This window comes from Parafrankia sp. BMG5.11 (assembly GCF_004337455.1).
Genome location: NZ_SJXI01000036.1, coordinates 1 through 24,575 on the forward strand (window position 1 = coordinate 1; position 24,575 = coordinate 24,575).

The following is a 24,575-nucleotide window of genomic DNA, read 5'->3' on the forward strand; positions in this document are numbered from 1 at the left end:
GGACTCACTCACCCGCCACGCATCAATGCTGGGGCTGGTAAGGGTGCCGGGGAAGGTGTCAGGGGTGGAGTCGCCCTGGTGGTCGGGGGGAGTGGCATAGCGCCGGGGATGCTGTCGCAGGTACCTCTCGGGACCTGTGTCCGGGATGCCACGTGGTGTCGGGGTTGCCGCCGCAGGCCGTGGGCTGCCCTCGGGAACCGGTGGTTGGGGGGCGCAGCCCGATGTCGGGGTTGCCGCCGCAGGCCGTGGGCTGCCCTCGGGAACCGGTGGTTGGGGGGCGCAGCCCGATGTCGGGGTTGCCGCCGCAGGCCGTGGGCTGCCCTCGGGAACCGGTGGTTGGGGGGCGCAGCCCGGTGTCGGGGTTGCCGCCGCAGGCCGTGGGCTGCCCTCGGGAACCGGTGGTTGGGGGGCGCAGCCCGATGTCGGGGCTGTCACCGCAGGCCGCAGGCCGCCCCCAGAACCCCACCCGCCGAGGGGGCCACGGGGGGCACCGCCCCCCGGCAGACATGGCGAGTCGACCAGGCCCAGGTTCCCTGGGCACAGCAAACCCATCGACGAGCGGGTGACCGGGATCGAACCGGCATGGCCAGCTTGGAAGGCTGGGGCTCTGCCATTGAGCTACACCCGCGTAGGTGATGGAGGGAAGCTTACCCCGTAGGATGTGGGGGCAACGCCTCGGGGCGTAGCGTAGTGGCCAGCGCGCCTGCTTTGGGTGCAGGAGATCGGGAGTTCGAGTCTCCCCGCCCCGACCGATACCCTCGGCGCGTCACCCCGTCCAACGTCGTACCAGGAGACCGCCGCGCCGTGAAGGCCACCAAGGAGACCCTCAGCCCGACCCGGGTCAAGCTCACCGTCGAGGTGCCCTTCGACGAGCTCAAGCCGTCCGTCGATGCCACCTACCGCAAGCTGGCGCGCCAGGTGCGCGTCTCCGGATTCCGCCCGGGCAAGGTCCCGCCGCGGATTCTGGACCAGCGCCTGGGGCGCGGTGTGATCCTCGACGAGGCGATCCAGGAGGCGCTGCCGCGCCTTTACTCGGAGGCCGTCCAGGCCGAAGAGGTGGACGTCCTGTCGCGGCCTGAGGTGGACATCACCGAGTTCGCCGATGGCGTGCAGCTGGTCTTCACGGCCGAGATGGATGTGCGCCCGGAGGTGACCCTGCCGGAGTTCGGCGAGCTGGAGCTCGTCGTCGAGCCGGCGACGGTGACCGATGAGCAGGTCGAGGAGCATCTGACGAACCTGCGTGACCGGTTCGCCGTGTTGAAGCCGGTCGAGCGCCCGGTCCAGGAGGGCGACTTCGTCTCGCTGGACCTGTCGGCGTCGGTCGACGGTGAGGCGATCGAGGACGCGACCGCGACCGGCATGTCGTACGAGGTCGGCAGCGGGAACCTGATCGACGGGATCGACGAGGCCATCACCGGCGCGTCGGACGGCGATGAGCGCACGTTCGACACCGAGCTGCTCGCCGGTGAGTACGCGGGCCGCACGGCGCAGGTCACCGCTGTGGTGCGGGGCGTGAAGGAGAAGGAGCTCCCGGAGCTCGACGACGACTTCGCGACGACGGCCAGCGAGTTCGACACGCTGGAGGAGCTGCGCGCCGACGTCCGGACCAGGCTTGAGTCGAACCGGAAGGTCGAGCAGCTGGGCGAGGCCCGCGACAAGATGCTCGACAAGCTGATCGAACTGGTCGAGGTTCCGGTGCCGGATTCGGTGCTGGCCGGCGAGCTGGAGGCCCGTGAGCACCGCCTCGGGCACGAGCTGGAGCACATCGGTACGGACCGGGCGACCTACCTGGAGACGCTGGGCCAGTCGGCGGAGGAGTTCGACGCCGAGGTCCGCAGCTCGGCGGGTAAGGCGATCCGCTCGCAGTTCATCCTGGACGCGGTGATCGACGCCGAGTCGATCGGCCTTGACCAGGGTGAGCTGATGGAGCAGATCCTGATGCGCGCGCAGCGGGCCGGTGTGCAGCCTGACCAGTACGCCCAGCAGCTCGCGCAGGGCGAGGGGCTGACCGCCCTGATGGCGGATGTCCTCCGCACGAAGGCGCTGTTCCTGCTGCTGGAGAACGCGAAGGTCGTCGACACTGAGGGTAACGCGGTGGAGTTGAACCTGCCGCGCCGTCCGTCGGGCGAGGCCGAGGACGACGTCCGGGACATCTCGGACGAGCTGGACGCCGAGGAGCTTGAGGTCCCGGCGGCGGCTCCCTCGGCGGAGGTCACCGCCGCGGCCGGCGACGAGGCCACCGCCACCGCCACCGCCACGGACGCGGACGGCGAGGGCGACTCCGAGCCGCCCGCGTCCGAGACCAAGTAACGACTGCCAGGTAGCGACCTCCAGGTAACGACCGCCGAGCAGCGGTCGCCCCTGTGACGACGCCGCCCTGCGCCACGGGCGCCGGGCGGCGGCCGTGGGGCACGGTGCGTGGCACAGCGGGTGGATTCGACCGACGGCCTCCGGAACGCGAGTTTCGGAGGCCGTCGGCGTGTCCGGTGCCACGCATGGACACCGAGAGGCACGCTGTCGCCCGGCACGGTGACGACGGGTGCGCGGCCGGGCCGGCGGCTGGTCACGGGCCCTCGACGCACATCGATGCCGGACTGGCTCGGCCTCACGCCGAGCGCGAACATCGAAGGAGAAGCACCGGAACCGGCTCGTGTCACAGATAGTGTCGAGCCGGTCAATCAGACGCCGCCGAAGGAAGCCGAGGATCCGACCGTGAGTGACATCGCCGCCCCTGGCCTGGCTGTCCCGGGCCCGAGTCTCCGCTCGCCGGGACAGAATGGCCCCGGCTTCGACGAGCAGGTCTTCAACCGTCTCCTCCGTGAGCGGATCATCTTCCTCGGTTCGGTGGTGGAGGACTCGATCGCCAACGCGATCTGCGCGCAGCTCCTGCTGCTGAACGCCGAGGACCCCGAGCGGGACATCTTCCTCTACATCAACTCGCCCGGCGGCTCGGTCAGCGCCGGCATGGCGATCTACGACACCATGCAGTACGTCGAGAATGACGTCGCCACGGTTTCGCTGGGGCTCGCCGCGTCGATGGGCCAGTTCCTGCTCTGCGCGGGCGCGCCGGGCAAGCGTTACTCGCTGCCGCACGCGCGGATCATGATGCACCAGCCCTCCGGCGGCATCGGCGGAACGGCGTCCGACATCGCGATCCAGGCGGAGCAGATGCTCTACACCAAGCGGATGATGCAGGAGCGCATCGCGTTCCACACCGGTCAGCCCGTCGAGCAGATCGAGCGGGACTCCGACCGCGACCGCTGGTTCACCGCGGACGAGGCGAAGGACTACGGCTTCGTCGACCACGTCGTCCAGCGGGCCCGCCAGGTCCCCAGCGAAGGACCGGTGAGCTGACGCCCGCCGCGGCAGCGAGCCGTCCCGACCCTCGTCACCCGCTCTCCTCGGAGGCAGTCACCATGCACGGACCACAGGGCTACTACGGAACGCAGAGCCGGTACGTCCTCCCCAACATCATCGAGAAGACGTCCCGCGGTGAGTACGGGATGGACCCGTACTCGAAGCTGCTGAAGGAGCGCATCGTCTTCCTCGGCGCGCCGATCGATGACACGTCGGCGAACGACGTGATGGCGCAGCTGCTGTTCCTCGAGTCCGAGGACCCGGACCGCGACATCTCGATCTACATCAACTCGCCCGGTGGGTCGTTCACGTCGCTGACCGCGATCTACGACACCATGCAGTTCGTGCGTCCCGACATCCAGACGATCTGCATGGGCCAGGCGGCGTCCGCGGCGGCGGTGCTGCTCGCGGCCGGTACCCCCGGCAAGCGGTTCGCGCTGCAGAACAGCCGCATCCTCATCCACCAGCCGTCGGCGCAGGGCGAGGGCCAGTCCAGCGACATCGAGATCCAGGCGCGCGAGATCCTGCGCATGCGGTCGCTGCTGGAGCACATGCTCGCCGAGCACACGGGGCGCACCGAGGAGGCCGTCCGCAAGGACATCGAGCGCGACAAGATCTTCAGCGCTGACGAGGCCAAGGACTACGGCATCATCGATGAAGTGATCAAGACCCGGAAGTCCTCGCGGCTCGCCTCGGCGCGCTGAGCCGGCGCCGAGTCGGCCCCGCCGGGCCCGGGCACGGCGGGGCTCACCGGGCCGGCCTCGGTGGGCGCCTCCGGGGCGCCGCTTCCTCCGTCGGACCCGGGCCGCGGGCCCGGCGGCCCTGTGGTGGCGCGGTACGCGGGAGGCTCGTCGGTGGCGGGCCGGGTGCGACGGGTTGGCATCCTCCCGTCCCCTTCCGGACGCCCGATCGGGCGGTGGTGCCGAACGGGCCGTCTGGACGAGCGGGGACGGGTCCGATGACCGTAGGCTGACCGGTATGAGCCCAGCGATTGGGCTCTCACCGGACGCCCCCGCGGGGTACCGTCCCCACGGGGACGGATACAGGCAGACACGCGACGACCGGGCGGTGCCCACCGCCCCCGACACGCAGGCGACACCATCGTCTGGACGAAGGGACTGAGTCCTCGGTGGCACGCATCGGTGATGGCGGTGACCTGCTCAAGTGCTCCTTCTGCGGTAAGTCTCAGAAGCAGGTGAAGAAGCTCATCGCCGGCCCCGGCGTCTACATCTGCGATGAGTGCATCGATCTCTGCAACGAGATCATCGAGGAGGAGCTCTCCGAGTCCTCTGAGCTCAAGTGGGAGGAGCTCCCGAAGCCCCGGGAGATCTACGAGTTCCTCGACGGGTACGTGGTCGGTCAGGAGGCGGCGAAGAAGACGCTGTCGGTGGCCGTCTACAACCATTACAAGCGGGTGCAGGCGGGCGGTGCCTCCGGCGGTGACGCCGGCAAGGGCGAGGTGGAGCTCGCGAAGAGCAACATCCTGCTGCTGGGCCCCACGGGGTGCGGCAAGACCCTGCTGGCGCAGACGCTGGCCCGGATGCTGAACGTCCCGTTCGCCATCGCCGACGCGACCGCGCTCACCGAGGCCGGGTATGTCGGCGAGGATGTCGAGAACATTCTTCTCAAACTCATCCAGGCCGCCGACTACGATGTCAAGAAGGCCGAAACCGGCATCATCTACATCGATGAGGTCGACAAGATCGCCCGGAAGTCGGAGAACCCCAGCATCACCCGGGACGTCTCCGGCGAGGGCGTGCAGCAGGCGCTGCTGAAGATTCTCGAGGGAACGACGGCGAGCGTCCCGCCGCAGGGCGGCCGCAAGCACCCGCACCAGGAGTTCATTCAGATCGACACGACGAACGTCCTGTTCATCGTCGGTGGGGCTTTCGCCGGTCTGGACCGCATCATCGAGTCGCGCATCGGCAAGAAGTCGCTGGGGTTCCGCGCGGTGCTGCACGGCAAGGACGACCCGGACGCCTCGAACGTCTTCGGCGACATCATGCCGGAGGACCTCCTCAAGTACGGAATGATCCCGGAGTTCATCGGCCGACTGCCGATCATCACCAGCGTCTCCAACCTCGACCGCGAGGCGCTCATCCGGATCCTCACCGAGCCGAAGAACGCGCTCGTCCGCCAGTACAAGCGGCTGTTCGAGCTGGACGGCGTCGACCTCGACTTCACCACCGACGCACTCGAGGCCATCGCGGACCAGGCCATCCTGCGCGGGACGGGCGCCCGCGGCCTGCGCGCGATCATGGAAGAGGTCCTGCTCTCGGTGATGTACGACATCCCGAGCCGTAAGGACGTCGCCCGCGCGGTGATCACCCGGGAGGTCGTGCTCGAGCACGTCAACCCGACCCTGGTGCCACGCGACGTCGCCGCGTCGAAGCGCGGCCCGCGGCAGGAGAAGTCCGCCTGACGAGATCGCGGCCGGCCGCCCCGGCACTGGTCGCCGTGGCCTCGGCGACGGCGAGGTGCCCGTGCCGGCCGCGGCCTCGGAACGGGCGTCCCGATGCCATAACCTCGGCTCCGTGACAGACGCACGCACGGGGCGCACGCCGGACGACGCGGCCGAGCTCGCCCGGGTGGAGAAGGCACTGGCCGGGCGGTTCCCGCACCGGATGCACCCGGACCTGGACCGGATGCGGGATCTCGTGGACCTGCTGGGGCACCCGGAGCGGTCCTTCCCCTCCATCCACATCACCGGGACGAACGGCAAGACGTCCACGGCGCGGATGATCGACGCGCTGCTTCGGGGCTTCGGGCTGAGGCCGGGCCGGTACACCTCCCCGCACATGGAAAGCGTCACGGAGCGGATCAGCATCAACGGCGTGCCCGCCGACGCTGAGGTGTTCGCCAGGGCCTACGACGACGTGATCCCCTACGCGGAGCTCGTCGACAGCCGCCATCCCGAGCGGGTCACGTTCTTCGAGCTGCTCACCGCGATGGCGTTCTCCGCCTTCTCCGACTCGCCCGTGGACGCCGGGGTCGTCGAGGTCGGCATGGGCGGCACCTGGGACGCGACGAACGTGGTCGACGCGGGCGTCGCGGTGATCACGCCGGTCTCCCTCGATCATCCGGAGCTGGGTGACACCGTGGAGGCGGTGGCGGCGGAGAAGGCGGGGATCATCCGGCCGGACGCCCTGGTGGTGCTGGCGCAGCAGTCGCTGCCCGCCGCCGAGGTCCTGCTGCGGCGCAGCGCCGAGGTCGGCGCCACCGTCGCGCGGGAGGGCCTGGAGTTCGGCGTCGTCGGCCGGCGGGTGGCGGTGGGCGGCCAGGTGCTGACCCTGCGCGGTCTGGGCGGGACGTACGAGGAGGTCTTCCTGCCGCTGCACGGCATCCACCAGGCGCACAACGCGGCCGTCGCGCTGGCGGCCGTCGAGGCGTTCCTCGGTGGCGGGCAGGGCCAGCTGGACGCCGACGCCGTCCTCGCCGGGTTCGCCCAGGCCGACTCGCCCGGCCGGCTGGAGGTCGTGCGGCGCTCGCCGACCATCGTCCTGGACGGCGCGCACAACGTCGCCGGCGCGCAGGCCCTCGCGGCCGCGGTCGACGAGGCCTTCGGCTTCGACAATCTCGTCGGGGTCGTCGGTGTGCTCGGAGACAAGGACGCCGAGGGCATCCTCGCCGCCCTGGAACCGGTGCTCAGCAGTGTCGTCGTGACCCAGAGCACGTCACCGCGGGCGATGGGCGCGGACGACCTGGCCGCGATCGCGGTGGACGTCTTCGATGCCGACCGGGTCGAGGTGGCGCCACGGCTGGACGACGCCCTCGAGGCCGCGGTGCGGCTCGCGGAGGAGGAGGGCGAGCTGGGCGGCACGGGTGTGCTGGTCACCGGCTCGCTGGTGACCGTGGGTGAGGCGCGGCACCTGCTTCGTCGCTGACCGTCCGTCGGCCGGCGATGATCTGATGTGCCTGGTGATCCCGGTGTTGCCCGCGCGGTGCTCTGACGGGTGGTCCGGGGGACTGCGCGGACCGGTGGTGAACGCCGACCCTGTAGGTTTGCCAGGGGCCAACCGGTGTCGCGTAGACGCGGTCCGGGCGCCCCTACCACGTCGAAGATGACGAAACGATTCCGAAGGAGTCCCGTGTCCGCCGAGCGCACCCTCATCCTGGTCAAGCCCGATGGCGTCAGCCGCGGCCTCGTCGGTGAGGTCGTCGGCCGCATCGAGCGTAAGGGGCTGAAGATCGTCGCACTCGAGCTGCGCACGCTTGAGCGCTCGGTCGCCGAGACCCACTACGGCGAGCACGCCAGCAAGCCGTTCTTCGGCGAGCTGGTGGAGTTCATCACCTCCGGCCCGCTCGTCGCGCTGGTGGTCGAGGGGCCCCGCGCGGTCGAGGCGCTGCGCGGCCTGATCGGCGCCACCGACCCGGTGAAGGCGGCTCCCGGGTCGCTGCGCGGTGACTTCGCGCTCGAGATCGGCCAGAACCTCATCCACGGTTCGGACTCGCCCGAGTCGGCCAAGCGCGAGATCGACCTCTTCTTCCCCGGCCTGAGCTGACCCACCCGGCTCCGGCCGGCCCGTCCGAGGGTGGCCGGCGGCACCGTTGCGGGTGAACCGCCGGCCGCGCGGCGCCCCGTCGCGGTGGCACCCCCGTGGGGCCGCTGGCCGGGCGAGCCGTCCCGGCGGGCGTTTCGTCACCGATCCGGGGCGGTTGCGCTCGGAGCCCGGCGCCCGATCGGTGGCGCTGCGCCGCCCGCTCGGCAACCGTCCCGGATGGCCTGGCGCCGACCGGCGTGCCGTGCACGCCCCGCTACGCGCGGGGTGACACGCTTCCCGGTCGGCGCGGCGACCCCACCGGGGGCGGTCTACGCTTTCAACTGCCCGGAACGTGTCCGGCGGGCTGCGGCGAACGACCTTTCAGGCGGTCGCCGTGACCGTGTTCTCGCGCGGCGCATCCGGGCCGTCCCGCCCGCTCGACGAACTCTGTACGCGTTTCGCGCGTTGGTCGGAGACGGGCCGGTCGGTGACGCCCGCGTGCGCCGCCCGGACCCGTCCCACCTCGCGCCCCCCGGGAAGGCCGGCACCCGACGATGTCCAGTTCGCTGTCATTCCTCGGTCGTGACATGGCCGTCGACCTTGGTACCGCCAACACGCTCGTCTACGTCCGCGGCAGGGGGATCGTCCTCAACGAGCCCAGTGTGGTGGCGATCAATACGACCACCTCGGGCATCCTCGCCGTCGGCACCGACGCCAAGCGGATGATCGGGCGCACCCCGGGCAACGTGGTGGCCGTCCGCCCGCTGAAGGACGGCGTGATCGCCGACTTCGAGACCACCGAGCGGATGCTGCGCTACTTCATCCAGAAGGTGCACCGCCGCCGGCACTTCGCCAAGCCGCGGCTGGTGGTGTGCGTGCCGTCCGGTATCACCGGGGTGGAGCAGCGGGCCGTCAAGGACGCCGGCTACCAGGCCGGGGCCCGCAAGGTCTACATCATCGAGGAACCGATGGCGGCGGCGATCGGTGCCGGCCTGCCCGTCCACGAGCCGACCGGGAACATGGTCGTCGACATCGGCGGCGGCACGACCGAGGTGGCGGTCATCTCCCTCGGTGGGATCGTCACCAGCCAGTCGATCCGCACGGCCGGTGACGAGCTCGACACGGCGATCATCTCCTACGTCAAGAAGGAGTACTCGCTGATGCTCGGCGAGCGGACCGCCGAGGAGATCAAGATGGCCATCGGCTCGGCGCACAAGATCCCGGACGAGCCGAGCGCGGAGATCCGCGGCCGTGACCTCGTCACGGGCCTGCCCAAGACGATCGTGGTGACCGCCGAGGAGATCCGCAAGGCCATCGAGGAGCCGGTGAACGCGGTGATCGACGCCGTGAAGGTCACCCTCGACAGATGCCCTCCGGAGCTCTCCGGCGACATCATGGACCGCGGGATCGTGCTGACCGGTGGTGGGGCGCTGCTGCGCGGGCTCGACGAGCGCCTGCGCCACGAGACCGGGATGCCGATCCACATCGCGGAGAACCCGCTGCACTCGGTGGCGATGGGATCGGGCAAGTGCGTCGAGGAGTTCGAGGCGCTCCAGCAGGTCCTGATCTCCGAACCGAAACGCTGACCGCGGCCCGGGGCCGGGAACCCAGCCGGCCCGCCGCTCGTCCGACCAGGAAGATCGACGGTCGCGGGCGCGGCGTGTCGTGGCGGCGCCGGTCGAGGGTGTTGTGACAGCGCCGGCCAAGGCTTGTCCGGCCGTTTCGGCGGCCGGGCGGCCGGCCGGCCCCGGCTCGAGGGCTTGTCGCGGCCCCGGTAGAAACATCACCGGAACCTTGCGGCAACCGTGGGCCGGCAGCCATCCGGACCACACGGCAGGAGGACGGCACCGGTGACGGAGGACCGACGTGGGACGTGACACCAGGCGCTCCCGCCTCGTCATCGCCGCGCTGCTCGTCCTCGCCTTCACGCTGATCACGCTCGACTACCGGACGGGTGACTCCGCGACCGGGGTGCGCGGGGTGCTGCACTCGGCGGTCGGCGGCGTGGAGAACGCGGTCACGACGGTGACCCGCCCGGTGGGGCGCACCGTCTCCTCGCTGACCCACCCGAACCGCTACCACGACCGCGCCGACCGGCTCGGTGAGGAGAACGCCGCGCTGCGGCGCCAGATCGCCGACGGGGCCGAGATCGACCGGCTGGCGGGGGATCTGTCCGACCTGCGCCTGCTCGCGGACAAGGGCCAGTACACGATCGTCCCGGCCCGGGTCATCGCGGTCGGCGACGTCACCGGGATGGACTGGACGGTGACGATCAACGCCGGCCGCCGGGATGGCCTCGCCGTCGACAAGGTGGTCGTGAACGCGTCGGGCCTGGTCGGGACGGTCGCCTCGGTGACCGACAGCACCGCCGTGATCAAACTGCTCTGCGACCCGACCAGCCGGATCGGCGCCCGGCTGGAGACGACCCAGCTGCTCGGCGCGGTGGCCGGCGGGCAGGGGCCGAGCTCGCTGACCTTCACTCTTTATGACGCCTCGTACCAGGTTAAAAAGGGTGACCGTTTGGTGACGTTCGGTAGTCTTGACTATGTGGCGGGCGTACCGATCGGTGAGGTGACCAAGGTGGTGGACGTCGGCGGGCTCTCGCGCACCGCGGAGGTCCGTCCCTTCGTCTCCGTCGGCACGCTCGACATGGTCGGCGTCGTGATCGGCGGCCCACCGGCGGACCCGGGTGACCGGGTCCTCCCGCCCCGCCCCGCGCCCGCGCCCGACGCCGCGCAGCCGCCGGCCGGCCAGCCGTCCGCGCCCGCCCAGCCCGACGGCGCCCAGCAGCCGGCCGGGCAGCCCCAGGCCGGGCAGCCTCAAGCCGGGCAGCCTCAGGGTGGTCAGGCGCAGGGCGGTGCGGGCGTCCCCGCGGCCGCGGGTGCGGGCTGAGGTCGGCCGTGTGGGATACCGGAACCTCCGAGGAGAGCCTGCATCCGCGCACGTTCGTGGCCGCGGTGGTGGTGCTGCTGGTCGCGGTCGTCCTGCAGGTCTCGGTCGTGGCGCGGCTCGGTGCGCCGCTCGGCCGGCCCGATCTGGTCCTCGTCCTGCTCGCGATCATCGCGTTGATCGAGGGGCCGATGCTCGGCGCGGTCCTGGGCTTCGCCGTGGGGCTCGTGGCCGATCTGTTGTCCACGCATGTGATCGGGCAGACCGCGCTCGTCCTGTGCCTGGTCGGGTATCTCGTCGGCCTGGTGATGAACGCGGCGGAGCGCTCGATCGTCGTGCCGCTCGCCGCGGTCGGCGCCGCGGCGGCGCTGGGCACCCTGGGCCACGCGGCGACGACGTCGATCCTGGGCGACGCGGCCCTCACCGGTGGCCAGGCCATCGTGCGCGCGATCGCCGCCGGGCTCTACGCCCTGCTCGTCACGCCGTTCCTGTTCCCGCTCGCGGCGGCGGCCTCCCGCCGCCTGCACGGGGATCGGAGGCGGGTGTGACCGACCGGATGCGCATCCGGCTGCTGATCCTGCGGGTCCTCGTGCTCTCCCTGCTGGTGACGCTCGGCGCCCGGCTGTGGGTGCTGCAGATCCTCGACGGCGAGCGCTACCGCCAGGTCGCGGAGACCAACCGGGTCCGCGAGGTGGTCACCCCCGCCACCCGGGGCATGATCGTCGACGACGAGGGTCAGCCCCTGGTGCGCAACCGCACCTCGCTGGTCATCTCGGTCAACCGGTCGACCATCGACCGCCAGGCGGACAAGGGCAAGGCCGTGCTCGACCGGCTGGCCACCGTCATCGGGGCGCCGCTGGCCGAGCTCGAGCAGCGGGTCCGCTTCTGCTCGGCCACGGTGCGGGCGCCGTGCTGGAACGGCTCCCCCTACCAGCCGGTCCCGGTGGCGAAGGACGTCACCCCGGCGCAGGCGCTCGCGGTGATCGAGCACCCGGACCGCTTCCCGGGTGTCTCCGCGGACCTGCAGGCCGTCCGCGAGTACCCGAACGGCCAGCTCGCCGCGCACGAACTCGGCTACCTCGCCCCGGTCTCCCAGGACCAGCTCGACAAGCAGGGCGACGAGAAGGGCTACCACCTCAACAGCCTGATCGGCGTCTCCGGCCTGGAGTACACCTACGACGACGCGCTGCGCGGCGCGGACGGGGTGGAACGCCTCGAGGTCGACCGGTTCGGCCGGGTCGCCGGCACCGCGTCGACGACCCCGCCGGTCAGCGGCGACCACCTCGTGCTCAACCTCGACCTGGACGTCCAGCGCGCGGCCGAGGAGGCGCTGGCCACGACGCTCAACTCGCTCGGCGGGGGAGCGCGGTCCGCCTCCGCGGTGGTGCTGGACGTGCGCACCGGCGGCGTCGTCGCGTTGGCCAGCCTGCCGTCCTACGACCCGTCGGTGTTCGTCGGCGGCGTCTCCCAGAACGACTACGCCGCGCTGTCCGACCCGGCCAACGGCACCCCGCTGCTCTCGCGGGCCTACCAGGGCTCGTCCGCGCCGGCGTCGACGTTCAAGGTCGTCTCCACCGCGGTCGCGCTGGAGCACCTGGGCGCGAGCGGCGACGACACATACGACTGCGCGCCGACGCTCCAGGTCGGCGACCAGGTTTTCCACAACTTCGACGGCTCGTCCGCGGGACCCATCACGCTGCACCAGGCGCTGGTGATCTCCTGCGACGTCATCTACGACAAGTTCGCCTACGACGCCTGGGTCGCCGACGGCGGGCTGCGCAACGGCCGCGGCCCCTACCCGGAGCCGAAGGAGTACTTCGCCCGAATGGCCGAGGGACTGGGCTTCGGCCGGCGCACGGGCATCGACCTTCCCGGCGAGACCGCCGGCACGGTCGTGGACCGTGCCGAGGCCAAGCAGATCTGGGAGGAGCTCAAGGACTCCTACTGCCGGCGGGCGCAGAACGGCTACCCGGAGGAGCCCGACCCGACGAAGGCAGAGCGTTTCCGCAGATACGCGGCCGAGGCCTGCGTCGACGGCTACCTCTACAACGCCGGTGCCGCCGTGCAGTTCTCCATCGGGCAGGGGCAGTACCTCTCCGCCAGCCCGCTGCAGCTCGCCACCGCCTACGCGGCCATCGCGAACGGCGGGACTCTCTACAAGCCCACCCTCGCCAAGGCCACGGTCTCGCCGGATGGCAGAGAGGTGAAGAGGATCGAGCCGACGGTCACCGGGAAGCTGCCCATCTCGCCGGAGAACCTCGCCTACATCCGGGACTCCCTGCGCGGGGTGACGACCGAGGGCGGCGGGACGGCGGCCGGGGTGTTCGCCGACTGGCCCAGCGACATGGTGCCGGTGGCGGCCAAGACCGGAACGGCCGAGGTCGAGGGCAAGGCCGACACCTCGTGGTTCGCGTCGTTCGCTCCGGCGAACGACCCACAGTTCGCGGTCGTGGTGAGCATCCCGGAGGCGGGGACCGGCGCCGAGTACGCCGCGCCGGTCGCCAAGGAGATCTACAAGGCGCTCTACGGGGTAGGCCGACCCGGGGCGGTGCCTGGGGGCAAGCCACCGGCCGAGCTGCCCGAGCTGGGCCGCGACGGCACGTTCGCTGCGGCGCCCGGGGCCGCGCCGGACGCGGGCGCACCCGGTACGACCGCCCCGGGCCCCCAGGCGCCGGGAACAGCGGCGCCGGGCGCGGGTGCGTCGGGTACGACCGCCGCCGCCGCGGTGCCGGGGGATGCAGCCGCGGGAACGACGGTCCCCGGTGCGGTGCTGCCCGCTGTTTTCGCGGAGGCCAGGCACCCGGCGCCGCCGGTGGAACCGGGTGTCGGCGGCACCGGCGAGCCGGCGGCCGGCGAACAGGTGCCGCGGGCACGCGGCCCAACCGGGCACGACTGACGGTGCGAGGCCGGCCGGCGCCGATCCGGCCGGCCACCGGGTCCACAGCCGGCCACCAGGGCCACAGCCGGCCGGACATCCCACGGACGGCCACTCGGCAGTTCGGTCCACCCACAGTGCGGCCGGCATGGCCGGGGCCGCTCACAGACGGGGAGGGGAACGATGACGCAGGACCCGGGTCCTACCGCGCTGCGCTCCTCCCCAGTGCTGGTCCGGGGGCGGATCGGGCAGCTGCGCGACCGCGCGTCCGGGCGGCACTCGCCGCTGCGCCGGCTCGACTGGCCGCTTCAAATCAGCGTGATCGCGCTGGCGCTCCTCGGTGCCCTGCTGGTCTGGTCGGCGACCCGCCAGCGGCTGGAGGAGACCGGGGGAGACCCACAGACCTTCCTGAAGCGCCACCTGCTGAACCTGGTGATCGGCCTGCTGCTCGGGGCCGCCGCGACCCTGGTCGACTACCGGATCCTGCGGGCGTACGCGCCCTTCGTCTATCTCGGCTCGCTGGTCGGTCTCATCGCCGTCCTCCTGGTCGGCACCACCGTCAACGGCGCCCACTCGTGGATCGTGCTCCCGGCCGGCTTCCAGCTCCAGCCGTCGGAGTTCGCCAAGGTCGCGCTCGTCGTCGGGGCGGCGATGATCCTCGGGGAGAAACACGAGGACCGGCACACCGGCATCCGGCGCGGCGCGCCGGGCCACGGCGACGTGCTGCTCGTGCTCGGGCTCGCCGTCGTGCCGATGGCCCTGATCATGCTGCAGCCCGACTTCGGCACGGTCATGGTGCTGGTGTTCGTCACCCTCGGCATGCTGGCGGTGAGCGGCGCGCCGCGGCGCTGGGTGCTCGGCCTGATCCTGTGCGGGGTCCTCTTCGGCGGGGCGATCCTGCAGTTCCACCTGCTCAAGCCCTACCAGGAGGCACGCCTCACCTCGTTCGTCTCCGAGAACAAGGCGTCGTCGTCCACCGGATACAACGTCGACCAGGCGATGACCGCGATCGCGAACGGCGGCATCACCGGTCGTGGTCTGTTCGAGGGCCAGCAGACCCAGGGCCAGTTCGTGCCCGAGCAGCAGACCGACTTCGTGTTCAGCGTCGCCGGCGAGGAGCTCGGCTATCTGGGGGCCGGCGGTGTGATCGTCCTGCTCGGCGTGGTGCTCTGGCGGGCGCTGACGATCGGCTTCCACTCGCAGGACTCCTTCGGGGCGCTCATCGCCACCGGCGTGGTCTGTTGGTTCACCTTCCAGATCTTCGTCAACATCGGCATGTGTCTCGGTGTGATGCCGGTGACCGGCCTCCCATTGACGTTCCTGTCATACGGCGGTTCCTCGATGTTCGCGAACATGATCGCGGTCGGGCTGTTGCAGAACGTCCGCCTGCGTTCGCGCTCGGACCCCTACGCGCTCTGAGGGCTGAGGCGGTCGGCCACCCTCCGGTGCCGTAGGCTCGCGGGCATGTCCGGACAGTCGCTGTTTCCCCTCCTGGAGCCGCTGCTCCCACGGGTCCGGAAGCCCGTCCAGTACGTCGGCGGCGAGGGGAACGCGGTCGTCAAACCCTGGGGCGACGCCGCGGTCCACTGGTGTCTGATGTACCCCGACGCCTACGAGGTCGGGCTGCCGAACCAGGGCGTCCAGATCCTCTACGAGATCCTCAACGAGCAGCCGGACGTCCTCGCGGAGCGCACGTACTCGGTCTGGCCGGATCTCGAGACCCTGATGCGTGAGCACCGAATACCGCAGTTCACTGTGGACGGCCATCGCCCGGTCGGGGATTTCGACCTCTTCGGGGTCAGCTTCTCCACCGAGCTCGGCTACACGAACCTGCTCTCGGCCCTGGATCTCGCCGGCATCCCGCTGCGCACCGCGGACCGTGCCGCCCCGGGTGACGGCCTGACCTGGCCGGTCGTCATCGCCGGCGGGCACGCGGCCTTCAACCCCGAGCCGATCGCGGACTTCGTCGACGCCGTCGTCCTCGGGGACGGCGAGCAGGCCGTCCTGCTGATCACCGACATCACCCGGGCCTGGAAGGCCGCCGGCGCGCCCGGTGGGCGCACGGAGCTGCTGCACCGTCTCGCCCGCCGCAAGCTGGTCTACGTCCCGGAGTTCTACGACGTCAGCTACCGGCCGGACGGGCGGATCGCGGCGGTCACCCGCAACCGGGACGACGTCCCGGAGCGGCCCGCCAAGCACACCCTGACCGACCTCGACTCCTGGCCGTACCCGAAGACCCCGCTCGTACCGCTGGCCGAGACGGTGCACGAGCGGCTGAGCGTGGAGATCTTCCGCGGCTGCACCCGCGGCTGCCGGTTCTGCCAGGCCGGGATGATCACCCGTCCGGTGCGGGAGCGCAGCATCACCACCGTCGGCGAGATGGTCGACGCCGGGCTCGCGGCCTCGGGTTTCTCCGAGGTGGGCCTGCTGTCGCTGTCGAGCGCGGACCACAGCGAGATAGGCGAGATCGCCAAGGGCCTGGCCGACCGCTACGAGGGCACCAACACGGCGCTGAGCCTGCCCTCCACCCGGGTGGACGCCTTCAACGTCACCCTCGCCAACGAGTTCTCCCGCAACGGCCGCCGCAGTGGGCTCACCTTCGCCCCCGAGGGCGGCTCGGAGCGGCTTCGCAGGGTCATCAACAAGACGGTCAGCGCGGAGGACCTGGTCCGCACGGTCAGCACGGCCTACGCGAACGGCTGGCGGCAGGTGAAGCTCTACTTCATGTGCGGCCTGCCCACCGAGACGGACCAGGACGTCCTGGAGATCGCCGATCTCGCCCGCGAGGTCATCCGGGCGGGCCGGCGGGCCAGCGGCCACCGCGACATCCGGTGCACCGTCTCGATCGGCGGGTTCGTCCCCAAGTCGCACACGCCGTTCCAGTGGGCGGGGCAGGCATCCCATGAGGTGACCGACCAGCGCCTCAAGCTGCTGCGTGACACCGTGCGCGCCGACCGTGAGGTCGGCCGGGCGGTCGGCTTCCGCTACCACGACGGGCGTCCGGGCATCATCGAGGGGCTGCTCGCACGCGGTGACCGCCGGGTCGGCCGGGTGATCGAGCGGGTCTGGCGCGACGGTGGCCGCTTCGACGGCTGGAGCGAGCACTTCTCGTTCGCCCGCTGGGAGGCCGCGTGCGAGGCGGAGCTCACCGGGCTCGGCGTCTCGCTGGACTGGTTCACGACCCGCGAGCGCGACGAGCGCGAGATCCTGCCGTGGGATCATCTCGACGCCGGCCTCGACCGTGACTGGCTGTGGGCCGACTGGCAGGACGCCCTGCGCGCGACCGAGCTGGACGACTGCCGCTGGACCCCCTGCTACGACTGTGGGGTGTGCCCGACGATGGGAACCGAGAACCAGATCGGCCCCACCGGGCGCACACTGATCCCGGTGATCCCGGTGGGTCGTACCGATGCGTCGGCTGTATCGGCTGAACCGGGCCCTGCCGGGTCGTCCCCTGTTCCGTCCGACCTGGCGCGGGTCAGTGCCTCGTCGACCTGAGGGCCCGCCGCCCCCGCCGGTCGTGGCCAGGGTGCGGGTCCGGTTCGCCAAGCGGGGGCGGCTGCGCTTCCTGTCGCACCGCGACATAGCCAGGACCTTTGAACGCGGCCTGCGTCGCGCCCGGATACCGGTCGCGTTCTCGGCCGGGTTCAGCCCCCATCCCCGGGTGTCGTGGGTCGGCGCGGCACCCACCGGCGCCGCAAGCGAGGCCGAGTACTTCGAGGTCGCGCTGTCGGCCCCGATGGAGCCTGAGCAGGTACGCGCGGAACTCGACGCGGCGCTCCCGCCCGGGCTGGACGTCCTGCACTGCGTCGCGGCGGACAGCCCGCCGCTGCCGGACCGGATCGACGCGTCCCGGTGGCGGCTGCGGATGCCCGGCGTCGCGATCGCCGATCTGGACGTCGCCGTCGCCGAGCTGCTGGGTCGGGAGTCACTCACGGTCGAGCGGGCCACCAAGGACGGACGGCGCCGCGTGGACGTGCGCGAGGCCGTGGTCTGGGCCGTTTGCCGTGCAGAGAACGACACCTGTGCGATACTGGACGTGGTCGTACGGCACACGACGCCCGCCGTTCGACCCGACGACGTGCTGACCGCCCTTTCCGCGGTCGCCGTCCTCAGCGTCCCGGTGCCGCCCGAGCCAACACGACTCGAACAGGGCCGGTTGCGCGAGGACGGAACGCTGGCGGACCCGCTGGTACCGGACCGCGACGAGGCTGCCCGGCTGGTGGGTCAACTCGAAGCGTGATGCAGGGCGTCGCAGGATTGCCGGCGGCACAACCGTCGGACCGAGACAGTGGCTTCTGCGCGGCCGCGACTGCTGACACAGCGCGCCCGGGAGCCCGAGAGGCTTCATAACCCGTGCCCGAAGATCAGATCATCGAGGACCAGGCCACGCGCTCCGAGGTAACGCCCTCCGAGACCGTGCCCTCCGACAACACCCTTGCCGATACCGCGGCCCCTGCGGCGGCGGCTCCCGAGTCGGTGACCCCCGCGACAGCTGTCGCTGAATCTGCGGCCCCTGAGAGCGTGACCGCCGAGACCGCTCCGCAACGCCCCACCCGGCGCCGCCGCGCGGCTGGCCGACCGGCCGGGCCGCCACCTGAGGAGGCAGGCCCGCCTGCCGCCGCGGCCGGTGGCGAGACCGCCGTGGACGCGGCCGATTCCGCCACCGGTGCCGGTGCCGGTGCCGCGTCCAGCACTCTCCCCGTGTCCGACGGCGCGGCGCCTGACGCCGCGGTACCGCTGGTCGAGGCCGGCGCCGAGCCGGCGCCCGAAGCCGCGCCGGCCAAGCCGGCCCGGCGGGCGAGGACGACCCGGCCGCGCCGGGCCTCCCGGGAGGTCAGCGAGGCCGTACCCGACACCACAGCCACCCCCGCTCCCTCCGACACCACGTCGCCCGCCGCCGGCTCGCCCGACACGACGTCGCTCGACACCAGGACACCTGAGACCACGTCGTCCGCCACCGCGGCGCCCGAGGCCGGAGCGGACAACGTCCCCGGCTCGCCCGGGCAGGTCGCGAAGGGCGACGTCACCGCGTCCGATGCGCTCGTTGACACTACGGCGTCGGGCGAGGCTGCCCCCGCCGTGACCAAGCCGCGTCGCACCCGTGCTCGTCGGGCGGCCACGAAGGTCGAGCCGGCGGCCGAGCAGACTCCCGCCGCCTCCGCTCCGGCCACCGCCGCAGCCCCGGACTCGGCGGCCGACGCGGCCACCCCGCCGGCTCCCGAACCGGCCATCGACGAGACCGTCGACCCGCTCGCGGAGCCGGTCGACGAACTGTCGGCGAACGCCACCCCCGACGTGGACGCCGGGACCAGCGCTGCCGGGACTGGCGCCGCCGCGACGGACGCGCCCGGGGCTCAGCCGGCGGTCGCGTCCTCGCCGGAGCCCGTGATTGCCGCGACAGTGGCGGAAAGAGCGGCTGTGACGGGAGCCGGAACCACCGGAGCCACCCCCGCGGCCGGTCCCGAGGCGGTCGCCGGAACGGAGACCGCCCCCGGTCCCGAGGCGGTCGGTGCGCCCGAGCCCCCGCGGGCGGAGCGCACCTCGCGGCGGCGCACGCGGGCGGTCGCCCCGACGTGGACCAGCGGCGCCGAGGCGCCCGCCCCCGCGCCGGTGACCCGGCAGTCGGCCCGTCGCCCGGTGGCGATGATCACCTTCCAGCAGCCGGAGCCGGCGGTCGTGGAACCGTGGCCCCGCCGCCGTCGTGACGCCGACGACGCGCCGGCCGAGCCCGTCGTGACCGGTCGCGGCGGCCTCACCGGTGCGGGCCTCGACGACGTGGCCTCGGCCGACGAGATCGTCGACGCGGCCGACGACGCGGTGGCGTACGACACCGCGGAGTTCGGTGAGGCACTGGAGACGGAGAGCAGCGAGCAGGCGTTCGACGGCGGCGAGTACTCGTCCACCGACGCGGACGGCGACGACGCCGGACCGGGCGGAACCCGTCGCCGTCGCCGCGGCCGCCGCGGCCGTGGCCGGGCCCGCGGCGAAGAGGAGATCTCCGAGACCAGCGACCTTGCCGAGGAGCAGGTCGACGAGGCCGAGGAGCACGACGACCGCGAGCCCGAAGCCGAGCCGGTGGAGCGTGAGCCCAGGTCCTCCCGCCGCCGCTCACGTCGCTCGCCGACGAGGGAGACGTTCGACGAGGCGGAGGAGATTGACTCCGAAGCCGAGCTGGTGGCCGGAGCCGACTCCGGAGCCGACGCCGACACCGACGCCGAGTCTGACGCCGACGACGGCGCGGACCTCGAGGACGGCGCGGACGACTCGGCCGAGGACGGTTCGGACGATGACCGCGCCGGTGGATCTCGCCGCCGCCGCCGGCGCCGCCGCCGTTCCGGGACCGGCGCGGAGACCGCGCCGATCCCCGACGACCCCCCGAACACCGTCGTGCACGTGCGCGAGACGCGCCGGGACGACGACCTCGTCCGCGGGGTCAGCGGTTCCACCCGGCTGGAGGCGAAGCGCCAGCGCCGGCGCGAGGGCCGCGACAGCGGTCGCCGCCGCGCACCCATCGTCACCGAGGCCGAGTTCCTCGCCCGGCGGGAGTCGGTCGAGCGCCGGATGATCGTCCGGCACAACGGTGACCGCACCCAGATCGCCGTGCTTGAGGACGGCGTCCTGGTCGAGCACTTCGTGACGCGCGCCAGCTCGGCGTCCTACGCGGGCAACGTGTACCTCGGGCGGGTGCAGAACGTCCTGGCCAGCATGGAGGCGGCGTTCGTCGACATCGGCAAGGGCCGCAACGCCGTCCTGTACGCCGGTGAGGTCAACTACGACGCCTCGGGCCTCGACGGCCGGCCGCGCAAGATCGAGCAGGTGCTGAAGTCCGGGCAGTCGGTGCTCGTCCAGGTCTCGAAGGACCCGATCGGGCACAAGGGCGCGCGGCTGACCAGCCAGGTGAGCCTGCCCGGCCGCTACCTCGTGTACGTGCCGGACGGCCAGAACGCCGGAATCAGCCGCAAGCTGCCGGACACCGAGCGCGCCAGGCTGAAGAGCATCCTCAAGAAGATCACTCCGGAGAACGGTGGGGTGATCGTCCGCACCGCGGCGGAGGGCGCGAGCGAGGCCGAGCTCGAGCGCGACATCGAGCGCCTCGTCGCGCAGTGGGAGGACATCCAGCGCAAGGCGCAGAAGGCCAGCGCGCCGTCCCTGCTCTACGGCGAGCCCGACCTGGTGGTGCGGGTCATCCGCGACATCTTCAACGAGGACTTCACCGAGCTGGTCGTCCAGGGGTCGCACGAGGCCGCGACCGTCGAGGGCTACGTCGACACGGTCGCCCCGGACCTGCGCGACCGCGTCCGCCGCTACGTCGGCACCGGGGACGTCTTCGCCGAGTACCGGGTGGACGAGCAGCTCGCGAAGGCGCTGGACCGCAAGGTCTGGCTGCCCTCCGGCGGCTCACTGGTCATCGACCGCACCGAGGCGATGACCGTCATCGACGTCAACACCGGCAAGTTCACCGGCAAGGGCGGCAACCTCGAGGAGACGGTCACCAAGAACAACCTCGAGGCCGCGGAGGAGATCGTCCGCCAGCTCCGGCTGCGCGACATCGGTGGCATCATCGTCATCGACTTCATCGACATGGTGCTGGAGAGCAACCGCGAGCTGGTGCTGCGCCGGCTCACCGAGTGCCTCGGCCGGGACCGGACCCGCCACCAGGTCGCCGAGGTGACGAGCCTGGGCCTCGTCCAGATGACCCGCAAGCGGGTGGGCCAGGGCCTGCTGGAGGCCTACAGCGAGCCGTGCGCCCACTGCAACGGGCGCGGTGTGCTCGTCCACCTCGACTCCGCGCACTCAAGGGACGCGCAGTCGCGGGACGGGGCACAGCCGAGGGAGGCGGCGGCGTCGTCGGCGAGCCAGCCGGCGGCGGAGGCTCCGGCCCAGGCGGCCGGTACCTCCACGGGCCGCCGCGCACGGCACGCGACAAAGCCCGCTGGTCCGGCCCTCGTGGCTGCCGCGGTCTCGTCGGCCGTGGACGGGGCGCATATCTCCTCGGACGATGCCATCGGGTCCGTGAACGGCTCCGCATCGGCTGAATCGACTGATTCGTCTGGATCAGTTGGATCGGCTGGGGTCTCGGGGTCGGCGGAGGCGGTGGCTCCTGGTGAACACCCGGCCACTCAGGCCGGCGCGTCCTTGCCGGACGCCGTCGCACCGCGGGCCGCCCGGATCGCCGTAACGGTTGGAGCCGGAAGCGATCAGGGCACTGAGAGCAACGGCGTCGACAGCAGCGGCGTCAGTGGCGGGCCCGGGGCTAACGGGGCCGGGAGTGGCGGGGCCGAGGGCACCACGGTCGACGGTGAGTCGCGGCCGGGTTCCGGCGGAATCCCGGTGTTCGCGAACACCGACGATCCGGACAGCGTGTTGCATTCCGGGACGAACGGTGCGGGCACTCCGGCTGGCGCCGAGAAGCCGGCCCGCGCCCGTCGCCGTCGCGCATCCCGCCCGGTCTCCAAGCCCACGGACACCGCCCAGCCGATCCCCGTTCCCTCCGAAGCCACCAGCACCTGACCCCCTCACCCGCCACGGCGGGTGAGTCCCACGTACGACAGAAGTGTGGCGGGTGAGCGAGTCCACGGACTCGCTCACCCGCCACACTTCTCTCAGCCGCCGACCCTATCCGCGTGGGTTGTCCGGCTGAGGGGTTAGTAGAGGTTCGGGGTGTTGCGGCCGGCGGCTGCCGGGGCGGCTCGGACGAGACCGTGGCATCCGCGCTGGCGCATCAGCTCGTCGAGGGTTGCCCGGGAGCGTCGCAGCGCTCCGTCGACGGCCTGGCGCGCGCGGGGCTCGTCCCCCATCTGCAGGGCGTACGAGGCCATGACCAGCGTCTGGACCAGATCATCCTGCTCGGACAGCGGGTCCGCCATCCGGGCCGGCCCCGCTGGGTCGGCGTCGGCCGGGTTGGTCGTCAGCCGTGTGCCGCTGGTAGCCGGTCCCGCGCCGCTGGTTGCGTGCATCGTGCCGCTGGCGGCTCCCGCGCTGCCGGTCATGGGCAGCGCGCCGCCGGTGCGGGTGGTGGTGGGCGGGGCCGGTGTGGTCAGCTCGCGGCCGTGGGCGGCGAGCCACGCCGCCGCGACCGCGGTGGTGATCGCCCATCCGGCCCGGACCCAGGCCGGGGGGTCGACCAGCCCGTCGAAGGTCAGCTCGGTCGCCATCAACACGACGAGGATGACGAGCACTCCTGCCGCCGCGGGGGCCGCCCGACCGGGCACGGCCTGAGCGGGCACGGCCTGAGCGGGCACGGCCTGAGCGGGCACGGCCTGAGCGGGCACGGCCTGAGCGGGCACGGCCTGAGCGGGCACGGCCTGAGCGGGCACGGCGTGCGCGCGCATGGAGTGGGTGGGTACCGCCTGGGTAGGCGCGGTGGGGGTGGGAACGGTGGGGGCGGAGTCGGTCCGGCGCGGTGACGGCTGTGCCGCGGCCGGGGTGACCGCCGCCGCGATCAGCGGGAGGCAGGCGACGGCAAGGGCGGCCATCGTGGCGGCGCCTGCCGCCCATGTCACGTAATGCCAGTGCACCCCGATCGCCCCCTCTGAATCCTCTGGTCCGCCCGACTCACCCCGCCTGGCGGGGTCCGCCCCGACCCGACTCGGCCCGCCCCCACCAGGGGTGCGGCGACTCGAGCCACGGCGACTCGGTTCGCGGTGAGTCCCGTTGCCCGCGCGTCCGCGAGCCTGGCGCGGACGTCGCGCGGCGTCGTGTGACGCGGGGTCACGTGCCTCCTCGCGTGCCCCCCAGGGCAGGCACCGCCGGTGCGCTCCGCCGGCGACCCGTCCTGGTGGGGACGGCCCTCGTCGCCGCGCTGGAGGACCCCACATGTTTTCCCCGCGACTCGTTCGTCACCATGGCCCGTCCGGGTCATAGGCAACATGACCCTCTCGGAACCCGCCTATCGCCCGTGTCTCCATCGCAGTGTGTCTTTCCGTGTTCTTCTGTCGTTCTTTCATTGATGTCCCCCGGGCTGCGCCTTCTTTTTGATCTTCTTTGTGGTCGATCGGTGGTCGTGCCGGGTGGGCGTGTCTCACCCTTGCCCGGATGACCTGTAAGGTGGATGGACACGAGGCAGGCGCGCCCTGAGCGTGCGTCGGTACTCGCGGGCCTCCTGACCCGCGAGCGCGGATGCGGGTCGATGGGTGCGGGCATGTGCGGGCATGGTTGCGGGCGCGGATGTCGCACCGGCGAGACCGCGTGCCGCGGGCGCCCAGCTCGTGAGGCAGGCTTGACGGGCCGCTCCAGGCGGTCCAAGCGAGATCCAACAGCAGGGAGATCTGGTGTACGCGGTCGTTGCCAGCGGCGGCAAGCAGCACAGGGTCGCCGTCGGCGATGTCGTCGACGTCGAACTCCTCTCCGGGGAGCCGGGCGCGGCCGTGAACCTTCCGGCGGTGCTGCTCGTCGACGGCGAGTCGGTCACACACGACGCTGACGCTCTGGCGTCCGTCGAGGTCACCGCCGAGGTCGTCGGTGTCGTCAAGGGTCCGAAGATCCGGATCCACAAGTTCAAGAACAAGACCGGCTACCACAAGCGTCAGGGCCATCGCCAGAAGTACACGCGCCTGAAGGTGACCGGGATCGAGACGGGGAAGGCCTGACGAGATGGCGCACAAGAAGGGCGCGAGCTCCTCGCGCAACGGCCGTGACTCGAACGCCCAGCGGCTCGGCGTGAAGCGGTTCGGTGGCCAGCTGGTCAAGGCCGGCGAGATCATCGTCCGGCAGCGGGGCACCCACTTCCACCCGGGTGACCTGGTCGGCCGCGGCAAGGACGACACTCTGTTCGCGCTGGCTCCGGGCCACGTCGAGTTCGGCCGCAAGCGGGGCCGCCGGGTCGTGAACATCGTCTCGGCCGACACCGAGCGTGCCGAGAAGGTCGCCGTACCGGCCTGACCAGCCCAAAGAGGTCCGGCGATTCGGAGACCTGCCAGAACCGCGGCGCGGTGCCGCCGGGGATGTGCGGGCCGTCGCCCGGGTCGTAG

17 protein-coding genes and 2 tRNA genes are annotated in these 24,575 nt (G+C 71.9%); 17 read left to right on the forward strand and 2 right to left on the reverse strand.

Annotated elements, in window-relative coordinates:
* Positions 1-557: 557 nt before the first annotated feature.
* Positions 558-628 (reverse strand) — tRNA-Gly (locus E0504_RS23895).
* 48 nt (positions 629-676) lie between these two features.
* On the opposite strand from E0504_RS23895, the gene E0504_RS23900 reads away from it, so the two are divergent.
* The 15 genes from E0504_RS23900 to E0504_RS23970 all read left to right on the forward strand — a co-directional run bounded on the left by E0504_RS23900 (position 677) and on the right by E0504_RS23970 (position 22,116).
* Positions 677-749 (forward strand) — tRNA-Pro (locus E0504_RS23900).
* A gap of 55 nt (positions 750-804) precedes the next feature.
* Positions 805-2,310, forward strand: coding sequence for a trigger factor (gene tig, locus E0504_RS23905; RefSeq protein WP_160144376.1), 1,506 nt, complete (start codon positions 805-807; stop codon positions 2,308-2,310).
* Positions 2,311-2,712: 402 nt separating this feature from the next.
* Complete coding sequence (locus E0504_RS23910; RefSeq protein ID WP_020462741.1) at positions 2,713-3,354, forward strand: ATP-dependent Clp protease proteolytic subunit; 642 nt, start codon at positions 2,713-2,715, stop codon at positions 3,352-3,354.
* A gap of 62 nt (positions 3,355-3,416) precedes the next feature.
* Entirely contained in the window at positions 3,417-4,061 is a 645-nt protein-coding gene (locus E0504_RS23915; protein ID WP_018500228.1) for an ATP-dependent Clp protease proteolytic subunit, read from the forward strand.
* A 425-nt stretch (positions 4,062-4,486) separates the two neighbouring features.
* Entirely contained in the window at positions 4,487-5,779 is a 1,293-nt protein-coding gene (gene clpX, locus E0504_RS23920; protein ID WP_020462740.1) for an ATP-dependent Clp protease ATP-binding subunit ClpX, read from the forward strand.
* Between the two features lie 112 nt (positions 5,780-5,891).
* Positions 5,892-7,241, forward strand: coding sequence for a folylpolyglutamate synthase/dihydrofolate synthase family protein (locus E0504_RS23925; protein ID WP_041254813.1), 1,350 nt, complete (start codon positions 5,892-5,894; stop codon positions 7,239-7,241).
* Between the two features lie 204 nt (positions 7,242-7,445).
* The gene (ndk, locus tag E0504_RS23930; protein ID WP_083390855.1) at positions 7,446-7,859 is read left to right on the forward strand and encodes a nucleoside-diphosphate kinase; all 414 of its coding nucleotides are present in this window, start codon (positions 7,446-7,448) and stop codon (positions 7,857-7,859) included.
* 533 nt (positions 7,860-8,392) lie between these two features.
* A complete protein-coding gene (locus E0504_RS23935; protein ID WP_020462738.1) occupies positions 8,393-9,424 on the forward strand; it encodes a rod shape-determining protein in 1,032 nt (343 codons plus the stop codon).
* A 280-nt stretch (positions 9,425-9,704) separates the two neighbouring features.
* Positions 9,705-10,730, forward strand: coding sequence for a rod shape-determining protein MreC (gene mreC / locus E0504_RS23940; protein WP_071061504.1), 1,026 nt, complete (start codon positions 9,705-9,707; stop codon positions 10,728-10,730).
* A gap of 8 nt (positions 10,731-10,738) precedes the next feature.
* Positions 10,739-11,275, forward strand: a complete 537-nt coding sequence (mreD, locus tag E0504_RS23945) for a rod shape-determining protein MreD (protein ID WP_071061506.1) — start codon at positions 10,739-10,741, stop codon at positions 11,273-11,275.
* Positions 11,272-13,623, forward strand: a complete 2,352-nt coding sequence (gene mrdA, locus E0504_RS23950; protein ID WP_112105638.1) for a penicillin-binding protein 2 — start codon at positions 11,272-11,274, stop codon at positions 13,621-13,623. The genes mreD and mrdA overlap by 4 nt, the downstream gene beginning before the upstream one ends.
* Positions 13,624-13,785: 162 nt before the next feature.
* Positions 13,786-15,021, forward strand: coding sequence for a rod shape-determining protein RodA (gene rodA, locus E0504_RS23955; protein WP_071061510.1), 1,236 nt, complete (start codon positions 13,786-13,788; stop codon positions 15,019-15,021).
* Positions 15,022-15,066: 45 nt separating this feature from the next.
* Positions 15,067-17,100 (forward strand): TIGR03960 family B12-binding radical SAM protein, encoded by a 2,034-nt coding sequence (locus tag E0504_RS23960; RefSeq protein WP_112105639.1) that lies wholly within the window; start codon positions 15,067-15,069, stop codon positions 17,098-17,100.
* A complete protein-coding gene (locus E0504_RS23965) occupies positions 17,084-17,845 on the forward strand; it encodes a TIGR03936 family radical SAM-associated protein (RefSeq protein ID WP_020462732.1) in 762 nt (253 codons plus the stop codon). The genes E0504_RS23960 and E0504_RS23965 overlap by 17 nt, the downstream gene beginning before the upstream one ends.
* A gap of 113 nt (positions 17,846-17,958) precedes the next feature.
* Positions 17,959-22,116 (forward strand): Rne/Rng family ribonuclease, encoded by a 4,158-nt coding sequence (locus E0504_RS23970; protein ID WP_131625911.1) that lies wholly within the window; start codon positions 17,959-17,961, stop codon positions 22,114-22,116.
* A 134-nt stretch (positions 22,117-22,250) separates the two neighbouring features.
* Here the strand turns inward: E0504_RS23970 and E0504_RS23975 are convergent, their stop codons facing one another.
* The gene (locus E0504_RS23975; protein ID WP_243657599.1) at positions 22,251-23,081 is read right to left on the reverse strand and encodes an MFS transporter; all 831 of its coding nucleotides are present in this window, start codon (positions 23,079-23,081) and stop codon (positions 22,251-22,253) included.
* Between the two features lie 795 nt (positions 23,082-23,876).
* Between E0504_RS23975 and rplU the strand changes: the two genes are divergently transcribed.
* Together rplU and rpmA are read left to right on the forward strand one after the other, a co-directional pair.
* On the forward strand, positions 23,877-24,194 hold the full coding sequence (gene rplU, locus E0504_RS23985; RefSeq protein ID WP_020462729.1) for a 50S ribosomal protein L21: 318 nt from the start codon (positions 23,877-23,879) through the stop codon (positions 24,192-24,194).
* 4 nt (positions 24,195-24,198) lie between these two features.
* Positions 24,199-24,486, forward strand: a complete 288-nt coding sequence (gene rpmA, locus E0504_RS23990) for a 50S ribosomal protein L27 (RefSeq protein WP_071061520.1) — start codon at positions 24,199-24,201, stop codon at positions 24,484-24,486.
* Positions 24,487-24,575 lie beyond the last annotated feature (89 nt).